Annotated in this window: 16 protein-coding genes; 3 read left to right on the top strand and 13 right to left on the bottom strand. The window is 60.1% G+C overall.

The window, feature by feature from the left end; translation table 11 throughout:
• Positions 1-8: 8 nt before the first annotated feature.
• From KIN_RS19465 to KIN_RS19425, 9 genes are all read right to left on the bottom strand, one after another.
• Positions 9-545 (bottom strand): holin family protein, encoded by a 537-nt coding sequence (locus KIN_RS19465; RefSeq protein WP_159810256.1) that lies wholly within the window; start codon positions 543-545, stop codon positions 9-11.
• Positions 536-1,147, bottom strand: coding sequence for a holin-associated N-acetylmuramidase (locus KIN_RS19460; RefSeq protein WP_159810254.1), 612 nt, complete (start codon positions 1,145-1,147; stop codon positions 536-538). Before KIN_RS19460 ends, KIN_RS19465 begins: the two co-directional genes overlap by 10 nt.
• A gap of 48 nt (positions 1,148-1,195) precedes the next feature.
• Positions 1,196-1,648, bottom strand: a complete 453-nt coding sequence (gene ccmE, locus KIN_RS19455; RefSeq protein ID WP_159810252.1) for a cytochrome c maturation protein CcmE — start codon at positions 1,646-1,648, stop codon at positions 1,196-1,198.
• A 7-nt stretch (positions 1,649-1,655) separates the two neighbouring features.
• The gene (gene argC, locus KIN_RS19450; protein ID WP_159810250.1) at positions 1,656-2,684 is read right to left on the bottom strand and encodes an N-acetyl-gamma-glutamyl-phosphate reductase; all 1,029 of its coding nucleotides are present in this window, start codon (positions 2,682-2,684) and stop codon (positions 1,656-1,658) included.
• A gap of 55 nt (positions 2,685-2,739) precedes the next feature.
• Positions 2,740-3,552, bottom strand: a complete 813-nt coding sequence (locus KIN_RS19445) for a glutamate racemase (protein ID WP_159810248.1) — start codon at positions 3,550-3,552, stop codon at positions 2,740-2,742.
• 4 nt (positions 3,553-3,556) lie between these two features.
• Positions 3,557-4,423 carry a lysophospholipid acyltransferase family protein gene (locus KIN_RS19440; RefSeq protein ID WP_373281682.1) on the bottom strand — a complete coding sequence of 289 codons (867 nt, stop codon included), beginning with the start codon at positions 4,421-4,423 and terminating at the stop codon, positions 3,557-3,559.
• Positions 4,424-4,546: 123 nt separating this feature from the next.
• Positions 4,547-5,488, bottom strand: coding sequence for an agmatinase (gene speB, locus KIN_RS19435; protein WP_159810246.1), 942 nt, complete (start codon positions 5,486-5,488; stop codon positions 4,547-4,549).
• Entirely contained in the window at positions 5,488-6,456 is a 969-nt protein-coding gene (gene speB, locus KIN_RS19430) for an agmatinase (RefSeq protein ID WP_159810244.1), read from the bottom strand. The genes speB (KIN_RS19435) and speB (KIN_RS19430) overlap by 1 nt, the downstream gene beginning before the upstream one ends.
• Entirely contained in the window at positions 6,457-7,842 is a 1,386-nt protein-coding gene (locus KIN_RS19425) for an aminotransferase (protein ID WP_159810242.1), read from the bottom strand.
• 112 nt (positions 7,843-7,954) lie between these two features.
• On the opposite strand from KIN_RS19425, the gene KIN_RS19420 reads away from it, so the two are divergent.
• Complete coding sequence (locus KIN_RS19420) at positions 7,955-8,446, top strand: flavin reductase family protein (protein ID WP_159810240.1); 492 nt, start codon at positions 7,955-7,957, stop codon at positions 8,444-8,446.
• Here KIN_RS19420 and KIN_RS19415 read toward each other — a convergent pair.
• Positions 8,443-9,606, bottom strand: a complete 1,164-nt coding sequence (locus KIN_RS19415; protein ID WP_159810238.1) for a M20 aminoacylase family protein — start codon at positions 9,604-9,606, stop codon at positions 8,443-8,445. The genes KIN_RS19420 and KIN_RS19415 overlap by 4 nt on opposite strands.
• Before the next feature lie 58 nt (positions 9,607-9,664).
• On the opposite strand from KIN_RS19415, the gene mazG reads away from it, so the two are divergent.
• Positions 9,665-10,483, top strand: coding sequence for a nucleoside triphosphate pyrophosphohydrolase (mazG, locus tag KIN_RS19410; RefSeq protein ID WP_159810236.1), 819 nt, complete (start codon positions 9,665-9,667; stop codon positions 10,481-10,483).
• A gap of 63 nt (positions 10,484-10,546) precedes the next feature.
• Here the strand turns inward: mazG and KIN_RS19405 are convergent, their stop codons facing one another.
• A complete protein-coding gene (locus tag KIN_RS19405; RefSeq protein ID WP_159810234.1) occupies positions 10,547-12,100 on the bottom strand; it encodes a helicase HerA-like domain-containing protein in 1,554 nt (517 codons plus the stop codon).
• A 518-nt stretch (positions 12,101-12,618) separates the two neighbouring features.
• On the opposite strand from KIN_RS19405, the gene KIN_RS19400 reads away from it, so the two are divergent.
• Positions 12,619-13,302, top strand: a complete 684-nt coding sequence (locus KIN_RS19400) for an invasion associated locus B family protein (RefSeq protein ID WP_159810232.1) — start codon at positions 12,619-12,621, stop codon at positions 13,300-13,302.
• A 21-nt stretch (positions 13,303-13,323) separates the two neighbouring features.
• Here KIN_RS19400 and KIN_RS19395 read toward each other — a convergent pair whose 3' ends face one another.
• On the bottom strand, positions 13,324-13,608 hold the full coding sequence (locus tag KIN_RS19395) for a hypothetical protein (RefSeq protein WP_159810230.1): 285 nt from the start codon (positions 13,606-13,608) through the stop codon (positions 13,324-13,326).
• A gap of 53 nt (positions 13,609-13,661) precedes the next feature.
• The gene (locus KIN_RS19390; protein ID WP_159810451.1) at positions 13,662-16,439 is read right to left on the bottom strand and encodes a [protein-PII] uridylyltransferase family protein; all 2,778 of its coding nucleotides are present in this window, start codon (positions 16,437-16,439) and stop codon (positions 13,662-13,664) included.
• Between the last annotated feature and the right edge of the window lie 20 nt (positions 16,440-16,459).

Below are 16,459 nucleotides of genomic sequence, written 5' to 3'. Positions count from 1 at the left end.
GGGTCACGTCACTTTTTTTGGTGGCTCCGGCCTGCCCGCCACGCCGTCAGTGCCGGGTTATCGGACCCGGATGAACGGGCAGGTTTCCGAGCGGGCGCAGCTGTCGGCTTTGTTGGGCGCTTAGGTGCGGCCTTCGGCGCGGGTGTCTTATCCGTACCACCGCGCAGGTAGTACATTTCACGGGCACCAAAATAGAAGCTGACAATCGCTCCCAAAAGCCACCAAAGCGGATCGGGCACGTAGGCAAGTCCTTGCATCCGTGCGGAAAATGCAGCGGGATCGACCATCGCGTAAACAAAGAGGCCAAGCGTTCCGAGGGCCAGCATCGGACGCGGCAGACGGTTGAGCCCATTCATCAAACGATCAAAGAGACCCAGCCTACCATGCTCAAACTCGGTCCCATGCTGGTCCAACGCAGCCACATAGCGCTCGTGCCCGAGTTCCATTTGGCGCGTTGCATTCGGCGTGAACACCTCCGCGACATTCGTGATCGCGGTTCCAACGGACTGCGCGCCGCCGCCGAAGATTGCGCGGATCAACCCCATGCCGACGTCCTTTCGAGATGGGCCGACTGGGACAAATGATAGTGATGCGAGATGAACTCTTCCGCCCGCTTGATCCAGCCTCCTTTGCCGCCGTTGCGGCTGCGGGCGTATTTTCGGGACGCCGGGCGCCGATCTGCGAGACGGTAATAATAGCTGCGCCGCGCGATGCCATAGGCATCAACGAAGTGATCGGCCCCTTCGGACATTGCGGCGTAGCAGGTGCGGGCGGTGAACGGACCGATCACGCCGTCCACATCAATGTCGTACCCCATATCAAGAAGAAGCTGCTGCAGGATGCGGACCGCGTTGGACCCGGCGTTGACATACATATCGAACACTGTTGCGTGCAGCGGTTCGGGCAACATATCGATACGGGGGTCGTGAAAGTAATGATCCACAAAGATCCGGACCGCATCGGCCTTGGACAGCTGCTTCACGTCACTGATCGTGACTTCCCCATCCCCTGTCAGGTCAAGGCCGAGCCTGCGCATCGTGTGGATGGTGACGCCGAAATTCGTGGCCCCACCCGGGTCATCAATGTCATTTACAAAGCCGCCTTCGCGGCGCACGATCTCTTCGGCAATTTCCTGAACAGTCTTCATGGCATTCTCCCGCTCTATCGCGGGAAACCTGCCGGGCTTGTCTTAAAATCAGCTATCCGATGCGTTCGGTGCCTGGTAAATGCCTTGCTCTTTCAGCGCGTCGATCACTTCGACGGGCATGTAGGTTTCATCGTGTTTCGCAAGAATTTCATGGGCTTGAAAGACACCGTTGATGTATTTTCCGGTGCCGATCATACCTTCCCCTTCTGCAAACAGGTCTGGCAGCTGACCTTTGTAGCTGACGGGGATCGTCGCGCCACCGTCAGTCACATTAAAGACAATGCTGTCGTCAAGCTCCACCCGCAGGCTGCCTTCCTCGACCAGACCGCCCATGCGGAAGGTCTCGGTCTGGCTTGGCGGCGCCTCCGCCACTTGCGAGGGCGAGCGGAAAAAGTTGATCCCGTCCTGCATGGCGTAACCGATCAAACCAGTCGACACCGCCAGTGCCACCACGGCCACCAGAATGATCTGGATCCGACGTTTCTTCTTCAAACCCTTCATCGCGTCCTCATGGGAAAAGCGGCGCAAGCATTAGACCCGCAGTCTCTTCCAAACCTAACATCAGATTGGCGTTTTGTAAGGCCTGTCCCGATGAGCCTTTCGTGAGGTTATCAAGGGCACACACAATGATGGCCCGACCGTCAATCCGATCGGCCGTCACACCAAGATGAGCGAAGTTCGATCCGCGCGTATGGTGGGTGGACGGGACCGAACCAAAGGGCAGCATTTCCAGAAACGGCTCGTCCTCGTAGGCAGTCGACAGCGTGTCATGGACGATCTGCGGATCCCCCTTCACATAGATCGTCGCGACAATCCCTCTGTTCATCGGCAAAAGGTGCGGCGTGAACTGAACCTTCACCTCCCGCCCGGCAATGGCAGAGAACTCTTGGTCGAACTCACCCAAATGACGGTGCGTGCCGCCAACGGCATAAGGCGCGGCCCCTTCGGATGCCTCCGCATGGAGCAGGTTTTCCTTAAGCGCCCGCCCTGCCCCGGATACCCCGGTTTTCAGGTCAATGATGATCTCGTCCAGATCAATCGCGCCCGCTTCGATCAGGGGCCGCAGCGCATATTGGCCCGTGGCCGCGTTGCAGCCGGTTCCAGCAACAAGGCGGGCTGTCTTGATCTGCTCGCGATAGAACTCGGTCAGACCGTACACGGCCTCCTGTTGTTGCGCCAAGGCCGTATGCGGATTGCCGTACCACGCCTCATAAGCAGCCGCATCGCGCAGCCGGAAATCAGCGCTAAGGTCAACAATCTTCAAGCTTTCCGGCAGCTTGGCGATCACGTCCTGCGATGTTTTGTGCGGTAAGGCACAGAAGCACAAGTCCACATCCGAAAAATCAATTTCATCAATCTTAACCAGTTTCGGCAGATCCAGATGACGCAGATGCGGGAAGACATCGCCCATTGCGAGCCCCGCTTTACGTTCGGCGCTGAGGGCTGTGAGGGTCATATCAGGATGGGTAGAAATGAGCCGGACAAGCTCGGCGCCGGTGTAGCCGGACGCACCAAGGATGGCGATGGACTTGGACATGGAAAAAGCTCCGCGAAGTTTTGAGACGTTTAGAAGACTGAATGAGCCACCGCAATCACGCGGCCTGGAACTCGATCTTTCGTCGCAAAAACTGGGTGGCCCTGTCGGAGACACGCGCCGCGTCGCCCGTGGTCAGAAAAACCGTATCTTCACCCGGTCCCCGCATGTTGGGATGCCGGTCGAGGTAATCGGCCAGACTGTCAGCCACAAGCGTGCCTTGGCTGTAGACTTTCACATCAGGGCCCAAGGCCGCCTGAAAGGTCTTTTCCATCAGTGGATAATGCGTGCTGCCCAAGACAGCCGCCTGCGGATGCGGCATTCGCCGTTTCAACGCGTCCACATGGGACCGAACCAAGGCCTCGGCCAGCACCTCGTCGCCGGCCTCAATTGCGTCCACGACACCGGCGCACGGCTGCGCCTCCACATCGACGCCGATGGCCCGAAACGCCAGTTCCCGCTGAAATGCACGCGACGATACGGTCGCCGGCGTTGCAAAAAGCGCCACGTTCTTCAGCGCCACTTCCCGTGGCGGACTGTTATCGCCCCATTGCCGTTCCGTCATGGCTTCGATCAATGGCACGAAGACCCCCAACACACGCTTGTCCTGCGGCACCCAGCTTTCCTGCATCCGGCGCAATGCCACCGCCGAAGCGGTGTTGCAGGCCAAAACGACTAGATCGCAGCCCACATCCCACAGACGTTCCACGCTCTTACAGGTCAGATCGTAAATGTCGTCCGCATCCCGCACGCCGTACGGCGCATGGGCATTGTCACCGAAGTAGCACAACGGCAAGTCCGGCAGCCGCTGCGCGACCCGGTTGAAGACGGTTAACCCGCCCAATCCACTGTCAAAAATGCCAACTGCCATGACCCTATCGGTGCTTTTCCTCGAACTCATATCCGTAGGCCAGCGACTTCACTGGCTGTGGAGAGAGGTCATAGGTGGCCTTACGCAGGAAGTCCATCATCCCCTTGGGATCGCGGGCAAAAGGCTCCAGCTTTTCACGGGCAAGCGGTTCTCCGATAACAACGCGCACCGGCTCGTCGGTTCTGCGGCGAAACTCATTTATCAAAAGCGCCATGCGCAACGTTTGATGCGCGTGGCTGGCAAGCTGGAACAGGCGGGAATTGCTGCCGTCAAAGTAGATGGGCACCACCTGTGCCGACGACCGGGACACCAGCTTCGATGTAAACGTCCGCCATCCGGGATCCATGGGCTGCGCAAATGGTGTGGCCGAGGTGGATACGGTTCCGCCGGGAAAGATTCCGATCGCGCCACCCTCCGCCATGTAGGACAGCGCAGTTTTCCGGGTATCAAGGTTTTGGGCCACCGCCTCTTTCGTCTCGTCAAAGCTGATCGGCAGAATGACCTTCTCGATCTCCTGCGCTTTGCGAAAAACCCTATGGGCAAGAATTCTGAAATCGCCCCGGGTCTGGCTCAGGATATGGCCCATCATCAACCCATCGAGGATACCGTAGGGATGATTGGCAATCGTGATAAGCGGCCCCGTTTGCGGAATGTTGGCCAAGGACCCGCCGACAACGTCGAGTGTCAGACCATATCTTTCCGTCATGACGCGCCAGAAATTAGCCCCGCGTGACACCTCGTCTTCATAGCCCCGCGCCCGACGGATCAGACGGATACGGCCTGTCGCGTTTTCCATCACTCGGATAAGCGCGCGGCCCGATTTGGATTGGGCAGAATGCGCGTAACTGATTTCCCGGACGGCCTGTCTCACGGTTCAGATATCTCCTGCGGGTCCCTGTAAAAAGCGCTTTTGCCCGATGGGCGGCTTTCTAATGGGCGATCCCTCACCGATCCAGAAAAATATGTGTGCTATGACATGATGTGATGCCGCAGCTTACCTGTAGGGCACACCCGGCAAGACGGAGAGGATCTCGTAGATCAGGTTCGCTGCCGTCAACGCCGTATTGCCATGCGGATCATAGGGTGGTGACACTTCGACCATATCTGCGCCAACGAGGGGGATCCCACGCAGTCCCCGGACAAGCTCCATCGCTTGTGGTGTCGTGAGGCCGCCGATCTCGGGCGTGCCGGTCCCCGGCGCTATAGAAGGGTCAAGACTGTCGATATCGTATGAAAGATAAACCGGCCCCGGCCCCATGGCCGCGCGGATTTGCTTGGCCAAGGGTGCCGTCGAGCGGTGCCAGAGGTCTTGCGCCAAGACCAGATTGAACCCCCAATCGCGCGGCTCATCGAAATCCTCAGCGGTGTAACCTGTGCCCCGCAAACCGATCTGCCAGACATCCTTGGGACGCAACAATCCCTCCTCGTAGGCACGGCGAAAGACGGTGCCGTGGGTTTCCCGCTCGCCAAACATCTCATCATTCACATCCGCATGGGCGTCCACATGAACCAAACCAAGGGGGCCATGCTTTTTGGCCATCGCCCGCAGGATCGGCAATGTGATGGAATGATCCCCGCCCATGGTGATTGGAGTGACATCATGGGCCAGCACCTCGTCAAACCGAGCCTCAATCATTTTCAGGCTGTCGCGCAGGTTGAAGGTATTGATCGCGACATCACCCAGATCGGCGCAGTTCAGGACATCAAAAGGCGCGGCGCCGGTTTGAACGCCGTAAGGCCGGATCATCGCACTTTCGTTTCTGATCTGTTGCGGCCCGAAGCGTGTGCCGGACCGCCAGCTAGAGCCATGATCCATCGGCACACCCAGAAACGCGACATCCAGCCCCTCAGCCGTCTCGACCCGCGGCAAGCGCATGAAGGTGCCGCCGCCTGCAAAACGCGCCAGATCATTGCCGGACACAGGCTGATGGGGCATCACGCCCGCGCCCGCTTGTTGTAGCAATAGAGGCACATGAGTTCCGTCGCCACGTGGGCGGCCGCAACCGCAGTGCAATTGCCCGCATCATAGGGCGGCGAAACCTCGACGACATCACAGCCCACCACATTGATCCCCGCCAGATCGCGCAGGATGATCGCCGCCTGCCCACTGGACAGACCGCCCCAAACGGGCGTTCCCGTCCCCGGCGCAAATGCCGGATCGAGGCAATCAATATCAAACGTCAGATATGTGGGCGCATCGCCCAGAATATCCCTGATCTTCTCGACCACAGTCGCAGGCCCGGCTTCATGCACTTCACGGGCGTCGATGACATTCACGCCCAGATCCACCTCATTTGTTGTGCGTATGCCCACCTGAACCGAGCGTTCCGGGACAATCAGGCCTTCCTTCACGGCCTTATAGAACATCGTCCCGTGGTCTATGCGATCCATGTCGTCATCAGGCCACGTGTCGGAATGGGCATCGAACTGAAGAAGACTCACAGGGCCGAACTTCGCCGCATAAGCCCTGAGGATCGGAAAGGTGATGTAATGATCGCCGCCCAGCACAAGCGACCCCGCCCCTTTGTCCAGAATACCCGAGATATGATCCGTGAGGGCCTTTGGAAACGCCGGGACATTGGCATAATCGAACGCCAGATCGCCGTAGTCGGCGATGTTGAACTCTGTCAGCGGGTTGATGTCCCACCCATATGGCGGATCGCAAGGTTGCAATGTCGACGCCTCTCGAATGGCGCGGGGGCCAAGGCGGGTGCCGGGGCGGTTTGTCACCGCCTGATCAAACGGAACGCCTGTGACGGCCAGATCAACGCCTGTCAGATCCTTGGTATAGGTTCGGCGCATGAAACTCAGCGCACCACCAAAGGCATTCTCGTAGGAGAGCCCTCGATATCCATCCCGTATCAGTGCGTTATCGACATCATTCGCGGCGTCTTTCAGCGCCATTCACGCAATCCTTTCTCCATTCCGAACCAGGTCATCTGCCACCTCCTGGATCGCCACCTCCAGAGTCTCAGCCATGAAATCAATTTCAGCCTCCGTTATGACAAGCGCGGGTGATATCACGTTGAGCGCCCCGATGGGCCGCACCAGCAATCCATGCGCCTCTGCCGCGTTCGAGATCAGCTTGCCGACGCCGAGATGGTCCGGCAAAGGCGTTTTGGTTTCCTTGTCCGCGACGCTTTCCACACACATCATCAAACGCCGACCCCGCACGTCACCCACCATCGGAAGGTCGGACAGCGCCCCAAGCCGCGCCTCCAGATACCCGCCAACCCGCTTGGCCCGGTGCAGCAAGTCCTCATCTTCGATGATTTCGATATTCTTCAATGCCGCCGCGCACGCCACAGGATGCCCGGCATAGGTATACCCCGAGGCGTACCAGCGATCCCCTTGCATGGCGTTGTAGATCCGGTCGGAAAAGATCACCGCACCAATAGGCTGATACCCCGAGCTAAGACCCTTGGCGCAGCAGATGATATCCGGCGTGACGTCAAATACATCCTCTGACGCGAACCAATGTCCAATCCGCCCGAACCCGGTCACGACCTCGTCGGCGATGAACAGAATGTCGTGTTTCCGGCATACGTCAGCCATCCGTTTGAGATACCCGTCGGGCGGCATCACCACCCCGCCGGAGGCTTGAATGGGTTCGGCAAAAAACGCGCCCACCCTGTCCGTCCCGATCTCTTTGATCTTGGCCTCGAACTCCGCCACAAGCCGGTCTGACAGTACCGCTTCATCAAAGCCATCGGGCATCCGGTAGGTGTCCGGGGCTGAAACGTGATGGATCCCGTCCTGCGCGTAAGCGAACTCCGGCACCTTGTCGCCTGGACGCTTGCCTATCGAGATGCTGGCATATGTCGCGCCGTGGTAGGATTGGTCGCGTGCGATCACATGGGTCTTCTCGGGCCGCCCCATCACCCGGTGATAGAACGCAACCATCCGGTAAGCACTGTCGATCGCGGTCGAGCCACCGGTCGTGAAATGCACCCGGTTCAGATCCCCCGGCGCAAGATCGGCCAACTTCGCCGCAAGTTTTGCCGAGGGCGTGTTGCCCATGTCAACGAACGTGTTGGAGAAGGCAAGCCGCAGAGCCTGATCTGCAATCGCATCGGCCATCTCCTTGCGGCCCAGTCCGATATTCGTGCACCACAGCCCGCCCACGGCATCCAGGTATCGCCGATCTGCCGTGTCCCAGACGTAGCAACCTTCGCCACGGTCCAGCATAAGCGCCCCGTCGGCGGCAAAACTGTCAAAATGGGTCCAGGGGTGCAACAGGTGTCGGCGATCCAACTGCTGTGGGTCGAGGTCCTTGGGGGTGTCCTTCATGGCGACACCCTGAGGGGCAGCGCTTCAATTTGCAAGGCTTGCGCAGGACGGCCCGCCGGGGCATGAAGGCGCCTCACCTTCTCCCGGTGCACAACAGCGGAACAGGCGGATCATGGCCATCAGAACGCAATTCCTTGACGCGATGAGCATGCTTGTATCGTCCGTTTCCATCGTCACAACGGACGGCTCAGCAGGCCGGGCGGGCGCAACCGTCTCGGCCATGACAAGCGTCTCGGCGGATGGCGAGGCCCCGACAGTTCTGGTGTGCCTGCATCACGACTCGTCCGCTGCAAAGCCACTGCTGGAAAACGGGTGCTTCAGCATCAACGTGTTGGACGAGCACCAGCAGGACATCGCCAACATCTTCGCCAGCCGCCATCCTGCCCCCAATGGCGACAAGTTCGACGCCACCGTCTTTCACAAGGGCCCCTCCGGCGCACCGCGCATGGTAGATGCGCTGGTGTCGTTTGACTGCGAAGTGAAATCCCATGAACAGATCGGGACCCACTACGTGATCATCGGCCGCGTCGCACAGGTGGACACCAAGACAGGCACACCATTGCTTTACGGAAACCGCAGTTACCGGCGCGTGGCGGAGGACTAAGTCAGGGGCTGCGCCCGCTCGACCAAACGCGCAAAGAACGACGCCCCAACGGCAGAGATCTCGTCATTGAAGTCGTAGGCCGGGTGATGCAGTCCCGCGCCCGGGCCCTGCCCCAGGAACAGATACGCACCGGGCCGCGCCTCCAGCATATAGGCAAAATCTTCCGCCCCCATCTGGCGGGCGGCCGCAGCGTCCACATTTTCGCGGCCCACGACATCCCGCGCCACCTCTGCCGCGAACCGGGTCTGCGCGTCGTGATTGACGGTCGCCGGGTAGCCCTCTTCGTAATCAAGTGCGGCGGTGACGCCAAAGGATGCCGCATGCCCCGCCACAATGGCTGCCAGCCGGTCCTTGACCATTGCCTGCACATCCTTGTCAAAAGTCCGCACAGTCCCGCAGATATAGGCGGTATCCGGCACGACATTGTCCGCGCTCCCCGTGTGGATCTGCGTGACAGAGACGACCAGGTCGTTCAACGCGTGGTGATTGCGGGACACGATGGTCTGGATCGCCGTGCAGATGCCAACCGCTGCCATAACCGGGTCCCGGGTGTCATGGGGCATGGCGGCATGTCCGCCCTTGCCGGATATATGAATATGAAACGTATCGACCGCCGCCATGATCGGCCCGGGCGTTGTGTGGAAGGCCCCTTCCGGATGACCGGGAATGTTGTGCAGTGCATAGACCTCGGCGATGTTAAACCGGTCCAAAACACCAGCATCCACCATGACGCCAGCGCCGCCGCCGTTTTCCTCAGCGGGTTGAAAGATCAACGCGACCCGGCCCGCGAAATTGCGCGTCTCCGCCAGATACTTGGCCGCGCCCAACAGCATTGTCGTGTGCCCGTCATGGCCGCAGGCATGCATCGCGCCGGGCGTCTCAGACGCATGGTCTAACCCCGTCGCCTCGTCGATGGGGAGCGCGTCCATATCTGCTCGCAGGCCAATGGTCGGCCCATCCCCGCACCCCTCGATGATCGCGATTACACCGGTTTCGGCGATGCCGTCATGTATTTCGGTGATCCCGAACTCCCGCAGTCGCTCCACCACAAACGCCGATGTCTTGTGACAGTCGAATTTCAGCTCGGGATTACGGTGGAGCCAATGGCGCCAGCCCTGCATTTCCGCGGCGAAGCCCGCAATCCGGTTGATGACTGGCATGTGGTCGATCCTTCGTGCTTATCTGCGAGCAGACTCGCAGCAACCGCAGAGCCATTCAATGCCCGATCTCATTCACGACGCCAGCCAACCAATGCCCCGCCTACTGGAAATCATGCGGCGCCTGCGCGACCCTCAATCGGGATGCCCTTGGGACATAGAACAGACCTTCCAGACCATCGCGCCCTACACCATCGAAGAGGCGTATGAGGTCGCCGACGCAATCGCCCGCAATGACTGGTCCGAACTGGAGGGGGAGTTGGGCGATCTGCTTCTCCAGACTGTCTATCACACCCAGATCGGCGCCGAATCCGGCCATTTCACCTTTGACAGCGTGGCCAACGCGATCAGCGACAAGATGGTCGCCCGCCATCCCCATGTATTCGGCGACGAAAGCCGGGACAAATCAGCGGATCAACAAACCGCCGATTGGGAAAAGATCAAGGCCGCCGAGCGGGCGAAGAAAGCCCAGGCGGGCACCCTCGACGGTGTTGCCCTGAACCTGCCAGCACTTCTCCGCGCGGTGAAGCTCCAGAAACGCGCCGCCCGAGTGGGGTTTGACTGGCCCAGCACCGACGAGGTGCTGGACAAGCTGCAGGAGGAGACGCGCGAACTGGTTGAGGCCCGCGACAACAAATCCAAGACCGATATGCTGGACGAATTCGGTGACCTGCTCTTCGTCATGGCAAATCTCGCCCGCCATATGGACATCGACCCCGAAGAGGCGTTGCGATCCACCAACGCCAAGTTCACCGCACGGTTCGAAGCGGTGGAACGGAAGCTATCAGACATGGGCAAGCGGCCAGAGGACTCAGACCTAAAAGAGATGGACGCGCTTTGGGATGCCGTGAAAGCAGAGGCCCGCATCTGCCCTGACTAGAGCGCGCCGCCTTTCTTTCTGGCTCAAGTACTCCCGCCGGAGGCGTCCACATCCCACCCGCTGTCAGCGCCCCTTGAACAGGCTGCCCATCACCCCGCGCACAATTGCGGTACCGGCCTTGGTTCCAATGGATCGCATCATGGATTTAGCGAACGCCTCGCCCACGCTGTCGCCGCGCCGGGACCGTTTGCGGGTTGTTGTCGACCGCCCCACCCGGTTACCAGAGTAGCGTCGCCCGGTCTGGTACTCGCGCTCGCGCACTTCCATGTCCTGTTCTTTGCGCTCAGCCTCTTCGGCCGCTTTCGCCGCATCGTCCGCCCGCTTGGCCAGCATCTCAAAGGCCGATGCGCGATCAACCTCTGCTTCGTATTTGCCAGCCACAGGGGACGACATCATCGCCGATTTTCGTTCAATTTCGGTCAACGGGCCCAGCTGCGAAGATGGCGGGCGAATGAGCGTGCGTTCCACCACGCCCGGCGCACCTTTCGCTTCCAGAAAAGAGGTCACAGCCTCGCCCACGCCAACCTCCTTGATCGCGTCCTCCACGTCGAACCGCGGGTTCTCACGATAGGTTTCCGCAGCGGCCCGCAGGTCTTTTTGATCCCGGCGCGTGAAGGCGCGTAAGGCATGCTGCACGCGGTTGCCCAACTGTCCCAGAATATCCTCCGGCACATCGGCCGGGTTCTGGGTGATGAAGTAAACCCCAACGCCCTTCGAACGGATCAGACGCGCCACTTGCTCGACCTTATCGACCAACGCTTTCGGCGCGCCGTCAAACAGCAGATGCGCCTCGTCAAAGAAGAAGACGAACTTCGGCTTATCAGGATCACCGATCTCGGGCAGGGTTTCGAACAACTCGCTCAGAAGCCACAAGAGGAACGTCGCATAAAGACGAGGTGCACCCATCAGTTTGTTGGCCGCCAAAATATTAATCCGCCCGCGCCCGTCCGCATCGGTCAGGAACATATCTTCAAGATCAAGGGCGGGTTCCCCGAAGAACTCGCTTGCGCCTTGGTTTTCCAGCACCAGCAGGCGGCGCTGAATGGCACCGACGGACTGTGACGACACAAACCCGTAGCGCAGCGCTAGTTTTTTGGCGTTCTCCCCAATCCAGACAAGAAGCGATTGGAGATCCTTGAGATCCAGCAGCGGCAGCCCCTCCTCATCGGCTACGCGGAAGGCGATGTTGAGGATACCTTCCTGCGCTTCACTCAATTCCAGAAGGCGCGCAAAAAGCAGCGGCCCCATCTCGGAAACGGTGGTCCGCACCGGGTGGCCCTGCTCGCCGTACAGGTCCCAGAACGTCACCGGAAATGCCGAATAGCTGTAATCGTCAAAGCCAATCTTGGCGGCGCGCTCCATGAAGGCATCATGCAGCTTGAAATCGGGTGACCCAGCCTCGGCCAGCCCGCTCAAATCACCTTTCACGTCCGACATGAACACCGGCACGCCCTGCGCCGACAGGCTTTCCGCCAGAATTTGCAGTGTCACCGTTTTACCGGTCCCGGTCGCCCCGGCGATCAGGCCATGGCGGTTGGCATATTTGAGAAGCATGGTTTGGGGGGCGCCATAGCCCTCACCACCGCCGCCCACGAAAATCCGATCTGTCTGTGTCATCGCTCGTCCCTCCACCAGCACATCGCGCCGTATTCTTTTGTGGCACAATAGCTTGTTAACCTTTCTATGCCAGAACTAACCTGCGCGCTTTTTCATGGTCTATGGAGGCGCATGACTTCCTCCCTGTCGACTGGCCGTGTCATCTGACACGGCCTCTTTTTTGCTCAATCCCCATGCACATTGCCCGGAGGACCGGCTTTATCCAGTGAGCTTGAGCTATATCGACTAAAGTCGAGAAACCTAGTTGACCGGGGACGGTCGGTGTCCTAGCGTCCTTGCATAAGTCGGCCAGTCCGATGGGGAGATAATAATTTGAGAAAGGGTTCACGTCGTGAGCCCTTTTTCTAATTCAGGGGACAGAATAGCCTCCTTAGCGCGCAATGGATCCGGCAATCACGACCCCACAAGCGTCCATTGCAAAAGCTGCCGATGCCACGTCCGCCATGCGTTTTCGCACTGACACCCTGAAGGGCTCGTGCTAGATCATCCCGAGAGCCAATATAAGAAATGGAAAAGAGATGTCTGATCTTTTGAAATCTGTTCTGATTGTCGCCGCGATGATGGCCGCCGCCCCGGCATTTTCTCAAGACACAACCGAGACACCCACCGAAGAAACACCGGCCGAAGAAGCCCCCACCCCAGAGACTTCTGAAACAGAGGCGCCTGGTGCTTCGGATGGCGCCGCTCCGGCAGAGACGACGGAACGCGCAGACGGATTATCGACCGGCTCGGCCGAGATCGAGGTCGGCCAGACCTATAGATTGTCCACGCATGGCGATTGGGAACTGCGCTGTATCCGTGCGCCCGAGGGCCAGCAGGAACCATGCCAGCTTTACCAGCTTCTTGAAGATCAGAACGGCAATTCAGTGGCCGAGATCAACCTGTTCGCCCTTCCACCAGAAGACACGCTGGTTGCAGGCGCGACCATTGTCACACCGTTGCAAACCCTACTGACCCAGCAGGTGCGCCTGTCCGTGGACGGCAGTCAGGCCAAAGTCTATCCTTTCACATTCTGCACCGAGATCGGATGTTTTGCCCGCGTGGGCTTTACTGATGCGGACATCGCGACATTCAAGCGCGGGCGCGAAGGCAAGATCACAGTCGTTCCCGCGCAGGCCCCTGATCAGCGGGTCGAGTTGACGGTCTCGCTTAGCGGGTTCACCGCCGGGTTCGAAGCCGTTACAAAAGCTCTGGAAAACTGAACGGATCTGCGAGGCTGAAACTCAGCCTTGCCGATCGCTCAAACGTGCAGCCCGACCGCCCCGGCGGCGGGCTTCGGGTTGCTCGGCCAACCCGGCCTTCAACACTTCGGTCATTGGGTGATCCGGCGCATCGGTGCCGTAAAACACCAGCAGCTGTTCGATTGCCGCGCGGGGATCTTGGCCCGCCGGAACACCAAGCGCCCAATCCAGAAAAATGGTCCGACACTCGCTGATGCCGATCCCGTCGATCTGGTAGGCGTCGGCCATCAGACCTTTTGGATCGATCTCACTCACAGAAACGCTCATAAACACTCCAGCTGAAGCTGCGCCTGGCAGCCCGTTTCCCCGCAGCTAGCATGTCAGGACAAAGCCGCAAGGGTCGTTTCGATCAGTTTCCTTGCGTTTTTGCGACATTCATCCGCGTGATTTGTCAGATCTTCGACCGATGTCTGGCCCGTCTCACGCAGGATCATCATCTGAGCGCCCCGACCCAAGGTCTCTATCGCGCGCGCCTCCCGCACCAGAAGGGCCATCGCCTGAGCGAGCGCCGCGAAAAGCGCACGAGCCTCGGTCAGGACAGCCGCATCATCTTGTGACAGCAAGTGAGCCTCTGCCACATCGCTGATTTGCGTGAAAACATCGCGCGACAGACCACCATGAACCAGCGCCAAGGCCTGCACCAGAAGATCAATGTCCTGCGCGCCGCCCGGCCCCAGCTTCCAGTCCCACGGCGCGCCATCGCGGCCCGCATCCGCCAGTCGCTGGCGCATGTCCTGCATCTCTTTCACGATCCGGTGCTTGTCATGAGGCGCACCCAGAACATCATGGCGCACCGTCTCAATATCTTGGCGCAAGGCAGCATCACCGGCGACGGCCTGCCCCCGTGTCAGGGCAAGATGTTCCCAGATCCAAGCCTCTTCCATCTGATAGGTGCGAAAACTACCCAAGGACGTCGCAACCGGCCCAGCTTGGCCCGAGGGCCGCAACCGCATGTCCACATCATATAGCTTACCCTCCGCCGTCGCAGCCGTAAGGGCGGTGATCAGGGCTTGCGTGGCGCGCGCATAATAGGCCCGTGCGGCCAGCGGCTTCGGCCCTACCGACGTCTCCACCCCATCTGCATCATAGATCACGATCAGGTCCAGATCCGACTGGGCCGTCAGCCGACCGGCACCAAGGGACCCCATGGCCAGCACGGCCATGCCCCGCCCGGGCGCTGCCCCATGCTTGCGGGCGAACTCGGCCAGCACGACAGGCAAAAGCGCGGCCAAGACCGCCCTCGCCAGATCACTGTACTGCGTCCCCGCCTCCGCTGCCTTAGTGAGGCCCCGCAGGTGATGGACGCCGATACGGAAGTGCCACTCTTTCTGCCAGCGCCGCGCAGTGTCCAGCTGAGCCTCGTAATCCCCCGCCTGCGCCAGTTGTCCAGTCAGATCGTCGGTCAGCGCAGCGCGCCCGGGCCATGCCGCAAAGAACCCGCCCCCGATCACCGCATCAAGAACGCCGGCGTTGCGCGACAGATAGGCAGCAAGGGCGGGTGCCGTCGCGCAGATATCTGCGATCAATTGCGTGAGCTTTGGATTGGCCTCGAACAACGAAAACAATTGAACGCCCGCGGGCAGACCAGACAGGAACTGCTCAAACTCGGCAATCGCCTCTTCGGGGCGGGCCGCGCCCTTGAGTTGCGAAAGGATGCTGGGAAACACACGGCTGAAAATCTGGACCGCACGGGGCGACCTCAGCGCGGGCAGTTGCCGCCACTTGCTGAGATAGGTGTCCGTCTCCCCCGTGGCGTTGTTCCGACCGGGGCTGTCACCTTCAAAAAACGCTTCCGTCTTCTCGGCGACATCGTGTAGTCGCGCCAGCAGGTCGGCCCGGTAACGCGCCGTGTCTGCCATACCAGAAAACCGAGCCAACCTGTCAAATCCGTCGGCCGATGTGGGCAGTGTATGGGTTTGCGCGTCATTGAGCATTTGCAAACGGTGTTCAACCTCCCGATGGGCGCGGTACTGCGTCGACAAGCCTTGGGCGAGGTCCGCCGGGATCCAGTCCGCATTCGCAAGCGCGTACAGTCCGGGCATAGTTTCGCGCTGACGCAGCCCGGTGTCGCGCCCGCCCGCAATCAACTGGCGCGTCTGGGTGAAAAACTCGATCTCCCGAATGCCGCCGGGGCCGAGCTTCATGTCATGGCCCTCCAAGGTGATCTGATCGCTCAACGCCTTGTGGTCCCGGATGCGCAAACGCATATCATGAGCGTCCTGAATAGCAGCGAAATCCAAATGCCTGCGCCAGACAAAGGGCGTCAGCCGGTCGAGAAACGCCGCACCTGCAGCGATATCGCCCGCGCACGGCCGTGCCTTGATGAAGGCGGCCCGCTCCCACGTGCGTCCGACGCTTTCGTAATAGCGCTCCGCCGCCTCCATCGCGATGCAGACCGGCGTGACAGAGGCATCCGGGCGCAAGCGCAGATCGGTCCGGAATACGTAACCATCTTCTGTGACTGTTGACATCAAGGCCATCAATGCGCGGGTCACACGTACGAACGCTGCGCGCGCCGTGCTGTAATCGTCGGAGTTGAACCGGGTCTCGTCAAACAGGCAAATCAGGTCGATATCGCTGGAATAATTCAACTCCCCCGCGCCCATCTTGCCCATGGCCAGAATGCACATACCCCCTGCGTCGGCGATGTCATCTTCGGTCAATCCCGGCAGTTTTCCCTTGGCAATCTCAGCCTCGATCAGATGGGTCAGACCACGCTGCAGCGCCCGGTCCGCAAGCTCGGTCAGGGCACCGGTCACCTGTTCCAGCGACCAAACACCCCCCAGATCGGCCAAGGCCGTCAGCGCCGCCAGACGTCGCTTCGCCTGTCGCAGCCCCGGCTTCAGATCACCACCCTGTAGATACTTGATGCCCTGAAGCACCTCATCCTTCATCGCTTCAGGGTCCCGGTGCGGAAGATCCCGCAACCAGTCCGCTTCCTTTTCCAAAAGCGACGCGAGGTAGGGGCTGCACCCCCCGGTCCCCCGAACAAGCGCCGCAAAGTCCTCGGACGCATCGGGATAAAGCGCCACCATGTCCTCGCCCCGCGAGGCGGTATAGGGCAGCGGCGCCCGCGTGATCCCAGATGCAAAGTCCATGTCATCAACAATGGGCGGGA

This window comes from Litoreibacter roseus (genome assembly GCF_009811795.1).
Lineage (GTDB): Bacteria > Pseudomonadota > Alphaproteobacteria > Rhodobacterales > Rhodobacteraceae > Litoreibacter > Litoreibacter roseus.
This window is presented reverse-complemented; position numbering and strand designations above follow the sequence as displayed.

Coding starts and splice junctions, on each gene's coding strand:
- KIN_RS19465 (WP_159810256.1), bottom strand. CDS start 545: ATGGGGTTGATCCGCGCAATCTTCGGCGGCGGCGCGCAGTCCGTTGGA.
- KIN_RS19460 (WP_159810254.1), bottom strand. CDS start 1,147: ATGAAGACTGTTCAGGAAATTGCCGAAGAGATCGTGCGCCGCGAAGGC.
- ccmE (WP_159810252.1), bottom strand. CDS start 1,648: ATGAAGGGTTTGAAGAAGAAACGTCGGATCCAGATCATTCTGGTGGCC.
- argC (WP_159810250.1), bottom strand. CDS start 2,684: ATGTCCAAGTCCATCGCCATCCTTGGTGCGTCCGGCTACACCGGCGCC.
- KIN_RS19445 (WP_159810248.1), bottom strand. CDS start 3,552: ATGGCAGTTGGCATTTTTGACAGTGGATTGGGCGGGTTAACCGTCTTC.
- speB (WP_159810246.1), bottom strand. CDS start 5,488: ATGCCCCATCAGCCTGTGTCCGGCAATGATCTGGCGCGTTTTGCAGGC.
- speB (WP_159810244.1), bottom strand. CDS start 6,456: ATGGCGCTGAAAGACGCCGCGAATGATGTCGATAACGCACTGATACGG.
- KIN_RS19425 (WP_159810242.1), bottom strand. CDS start 7,842: ATGAAGGACACCCCCAAGGACCTCGACCCACAGCAGTTGGATCGCCGA.
- KIN_RS19420 (WP_159810240.1), top strand. CDS start 7,955: ATGGCCATCAGAACGCAATTCCTTGACGCGATGAGCATGCTTGTATCG.
- KIN_RS19415 (WP_159810238.1), bottom strand. CDS start 9,606: ATGCCAGTCATCAACCGGATTGCGGGCTTCGCCGCGGAAATGCAGGGC.
- mazG (WP_159810236.1), top strand. CDS start 9,665: ATGCCCGATCTCATTCACGACGCCAGCCAACCAATGCCCCGCCTACTG.
- KIN_RS19405 (WP_159810234.1), bottom strand. CDS start 12,100: ATGACACAGACAGATCGGATTTTCGTGGGCGGCGGTGGTGAGGGCTAT.
- KIN_RS19400 (WP_159810232.1), top strand. CDS start 12,619: ATGTCTGATCTTTTGAAATCTGTTCTGATTGTCGCCGCGATGATGGCC.
- KIN_RS19395 (WP_159810230.1), bottom strand. CDS start 13,608: ATGAGCGTTTCTGTGAGTGAGATCGATCCAAAAGGTCTGATGGCCGAC.
- KIN_RS19390 (WP_159810451.1), bottom strand. CDS start 16,439: ATGGACTTTGCATCTGGGATCACGCGGGCGCCGCTGCCCTATACCGCC.